This window comes from Streptomyces sp. CO7, assembly GCF_053474865.1.
The window spans coordinates 340,427-344,433 of the sequence record NZ_JBRIOU010000004.1 but is presented as its reverse complement, the minus strand read 5'-3'; the positions used below and the strand labels follow the sequence as shown (position 1 = coordinate 344,433).

Here is a 4,007-nt window from a genome sequence, read left to right as displayed (position 1 = left end):
GGAGAGGGTGGAGGGGAGGGAAGAGGAGGGACCCGACGTGATCCTGGCCCTGATCATCGCCTGCGAGGTCGGCTTCTGGGTGCTGCTCGCCGCGGGGCTGGCCGTGCGCTACCTGCTGCGCCGGCGGCGGGCGAGCACCGTCCTGCTGCTGTGCGAACCGGTGCTGGAGGTGGTGCTGTTCGTGGTGACCGTGATCGACCTGCGGGGCGGCGCCGAACCGAGCTGGGAGCACGGACTGGCGGCGCTCTACATCGGTTTCACCGTCGCCTACGGCCACTACACCATCACCTGGCTCGACGGCCACGCCGCGCACCGCCTGGCCGGCGCCCCGCGTCCGCCGAAGCCCCCGCGGTACGGCATGCCCCGCGCCCTCCACGAGGGGCGCCTGTGGCTGCGCACGGTGCTCGCCGCCGCCGTGGCGGCCGCCCTGCTGCAGGGCGGCATCCTCTACCTCGGCGACGACGGCGACACGTCCTCCCTGCGGGCCTTCCAGGGGACGGCGCTGAGGATCGTGCTCGTGCACGGGGTGATCGCCCTCAGCTACCTGCTCTTCCCCAAGCGGGACAAGGGCGGGCAGCCCGCGGACGCCGCCCCGCGGGCGTCAGCGCTCCCCGCCCGGGACCCACAGCACGTCGCCGGTGGAGAGGTTCGCGACCCGCGCAAGGATGAACAGCAGGTCTGACAGCCGGTTGAGGTACGTGGCGGTCAGGGGGTTCATCGTCTCCCCGTGCTCCTCCATCGCCGCCCAGGTCTGCCGCTCCGCCCGGCGCACCACCGTGCACGCCTGGTGGAGCAGCGCCGCGCCCGCGGTGCCGCCCGGGAGGATGAACGAACGGAGCTTCTCCAGGCGGTCGTTGAAGCGGTCGCAGTCCTCCTCCAGCCGGTCGACGTAGAACTGCTCGACCCGCAGCGGCGGGTACTCCGGGTTCTCCACGACCGGCGTCGACAGGTCGGCGCCCACGTCGAACAGGTCGTTCTGGACGCGGGTGAGGACCGCGACGACGTCCTCCTCCAGGCCGCCCAGGGCGATGGCCGTGCCGATGACCGCGTTGGCCTCGTTGGCGTCGGCGTAGGCGGAGATGCGGAGGTCCGTCTTCGGGACCCGGCTCATGTCACCGAGGTTGGTGGTGCCCTTGTCCCCGGTACGGGTGTAGATGCGCGTCAGATTGACCATGCGCACAGCCTAGGCAACGCGGGGCCCGGGGAGGCCGCGGGTGTGACGTCCGTCAAATGAGACGTGACGCGCGTTACTTAGCGGTCACGAGTGTCCCGCCGGGCGCTAATGTCCGACCCGAAGACACGAGAACAGGGAGTGGCAGTGGCAGGAAAGCTCGCCGTCATCGGGGCCGGCCTCATGGGTTCCGGCATTGCCCAGGTCTCCGCGCAGGCGGGTTGGGACGTCGTCCTGCGCGATGTCACCGACCAGGCGCTGGAGCGGGGTCTCGGGGGCATCAAGGCCTCGTACGACAAGTTCGTGAGCAAGGGCAAGCTCGACGCCGCCGACGCCGAGGCCGCGCTGGCCCGGATCACGCCCACCACCGACCTGGACGCCGTCGCCGACGCGGACATCGTGGTCGAGGCGGTCTTCGAGAAGATCGAGATCAAGCACGAGATCTTCCGGGCGCTGGACAAGATCGTCCGTGAGGACGCGGTGCTCGCCTCCAACACCTCCGCCATCCCGATCACCAAGATCGCGGCGGTGACGGAGCGTCCCGAGCGGGTGGTGGGCGCGCACTTCTTCTCGCCGGTGCCGATGATGCAGCTGTGCGAGCTGGTCCGCGGCTACAAGACCAGCGACGAGACCCTCGCCCGCACGCGGGAGTTCGCCGAGTCGGTGGGCAAGACCTGCATCGTGGTCAACCGCGACGTGGCGGGCTTCGTCACCACCCGGCTGATCTCGGCGCTCGTCGTCGAGGCCGCCAAGCTCTACGAGTCGGGCGTCGCCAGCGCCGAGGACATCGACATCGCCTGCAGGCTGGGCTTCGGTCACGCGATGGGCCCGCTGGCCACCGCCGACCTCACCGGCGTCGACATCCTGCTGCACGCCACCAGCAACATCTACACCGAGTCGCAGGACGAGAAGTTCGCCCCGCCGGAGCTGATGCGCCGAATGGTGGACGCCGGTGACATCGGCCGCAAGAGCGGGCAGGGCTTCTACAAGCACTGATCGCGTGACGATCACGGGCCCGGCCCGTACACCGGTACCGAGATCACCCTCAGCTTCACTCGCGAGGGTGATTTCGGTATCGGTTCGCTTACAGACGGCAACTTCTGTCCCCAACAAGGCGTCAGAAGTGGCATCACCGTATGCACACGGTGATACAAGACGCATTCCCGGGGAGCGCTTATGTTCATCAGGGGCGACCACGCCGAGCTGGTCGTCGGGGGCCGCCTCGACGTCCGCAGCGCGGCGGACGCCCGTACGGTCCTGCACTCCGCCGTCGACGACGGCGTGGGCGACCTGGTCCTGGACCTCTCGGAGCTCCACTCCTGGGACGCGACGGGACTGGGCGTGATCATGGGCGTGCACCGGCGGGCCGGCCGTGCCGGGCGCCGCCTGGTGCTGCGCGGCGTGCCGCCGCAGATGCAGCGGCTGCTGGTGGCCACCCGGCTGCACCGCATCCTCGCCATCGAGGGCGGCCTCGCCGCCGACAGCCTGCCGCGGGTCTGACGGCCCGGCAGCCCCTCGTACCGCCCGACCGCTCGCGGGTCCCACCCGTGGCGCTGCGGTCTGTCGCCCGCCGCGAATCCACATCAGACTGTGACGTCGCGGACGGGGCCGCACCCCGGCTGTTCGGAGATACTGACCGAGGTTTAAGGTTCGGTCGCCCGCCGACCCGACATCAGACATTCCCTACGGCGGCCCGGACCGGAAGCGAGCGCGCGGTGTGCGGCACGGCCGGGAGGGGCTCGGCACACGACGCTTTGGGGGCTTTGGACCATGGACCCGAACAGCCGGCGGCCTGACGAGCGCGGCCACGGGGGGAGCGGCCGCCCGTCGCGCCCGCGTCCGCCCCGCGACGCGCTGACACCCGACTTCGGCCAGCACGCGCCCGCGGTGCGCCGCACCACCGAGATCTTCGTCGACGACCTCCTGCTGACCGTCAACCCCGTCGACGGCAGCGAGATCGAGCTCTGCCCGCCCGAGCGGACGCCGGGGCGACCCCCCAAGATCACCGCGGAGCAGCGCGCCGAGGCCGAGCGGGCCGCGGCCCGCGCCGCCGTCCATCCCGCCGAAGCGGGCTCCGGCCTGCCGGCGCTGCCGCTGCTCGAGCGCCAGGAGGAGCGCGAGGAGGTCGTGCGGCTGCTCGCCCGCGGCCGCTCCGCCCGCCTGGTCGGCCCGTCCGGCTCCGGCCGCAGCCGGTTCCTCGATGTCGTCGCCGACGACTGCGCCGACCTCGCCCCCGACGGCGTCATCCGACTCAGCGGCCTCGGCCGCGACGCCGGCGAACTCCTCGACGACCTCTTCCACGCCGCCTACGACGCCCCGCGCCGCCGCCCCGCCGAGGACGAACTGCGCGAGCTGCTCGGCGCGGTGGGCGCCGTGGTCGTCATCGACGACATCGCCTTCGGCGGCGCCGAGCTCGCCCGGCTCCTGGACGCCACCCCCGAGTGCGCCTTCCTGATATCGGCGACCCCCGAGGTCCCCGAACCGCCCGCCGAGGCGCTGATGGAGACGGTCACCCTGATCGGCCTCACCCGCTCCGCCGGACTCCAGCTGCTCGGCCACGCCGCCGGCCGCACCCTCACCGACGAGGAGACCACCTGGGCGGGCGACCTCTGGTTCGAGTCGGAGGGCCTGCCGCTGCGGTTCGTCCAGGCCGGCGCGCTGCTGCGGCAGCGGGACCGGCTGCGCGCCGCCACCGACGCCGTCGACGAGGTGGGCGTCTTCGAGGACGCGGTGGTCGTCCCCGACACCGAGCTCCCCTTCGACACCCGCGAGGAGGCCGCCCCGCTGCCCTCGCTGGCCGAGGGCGCCGCGCCCGCCCCCCTGCTCGCCTCCCGGC

Annotated in this window: 4 protein-coding genes and 1 pseudogene; 4 read left to right on the top strand and 1 reads right to left on the bottom strand. The window is 72.2% G+C overall.

All coding sequences use genetic code 11. From position 1 onward, the window contains the following. Positions 1-37: 37 nt before the first annotated feature. Positions 38-682 carry a hypothetical protein gene (locus ACOV8S_RS14265; protein WP_448318862.1) on the top strand — a complete coding sequence of 215 codons (645 nt, stop codon included), beginning with the start codon at positions 38-40 and terminating at the stop codon, positions 680-682. Here the strand turns inward: ACOV8S_RS14265 and ACOV8S_RS14260 are convergent. Then, positions 602-1,174, bottom strand: a complete 573-nt coding sequence (locus ACOV8S_RS14260) for a cob(I)yrinic acid a,c-diamide adenosyltransferase (RefSeq protein WP_351111784.1) — start codon at positions 1,172-1,174, stop codon at positions 602-604. The genes ACOV8S_RS14265 and ACOV8S_RS14260 overlap by 81 nt on opposite strands. Before the next feature lie 144 nt (positions 1,175-1,318). Between ACOV8S_RS14260 and ACOV8S_RS14255 the strand changes: the two genes are divergently transcribed. The 3 genes and pseudogenes from ACOV8S_RS14255 to ACOV8S_RS14245 form a co-directional block, all read left to right on the top strand. Then, a complete protein-coding gene (locus tag ACOV8S_RS14255) occupies positions 1,319-2,167 on the top strand; it encodes a 3-hydroxyacyl-CoA dehydrogenase family protein (protein WP_448318182.1) in 849 nt (282 codons plus the stop codon). Between the two features lie 180 nt (positions 2,168-2,347). Continuing rightward, on the top strand, positions 2,348-2,671 hold the full coding sequence (locus tag ACOV8S_RS14250) for an STAS domain-containing protein (protein WP_356130645.1): 324 nt from the start codon (positions 2,348-2,350) through the stop codon (positions 2,669-2,671). 270 nt (positions 2,672-2,941) lie between these two features. Then, a pseudogene (locus ACOV8S_RS14245) lies at positions 2,942-4,007 on the top strand (ATP-binding protein); the annotation flags it as partial.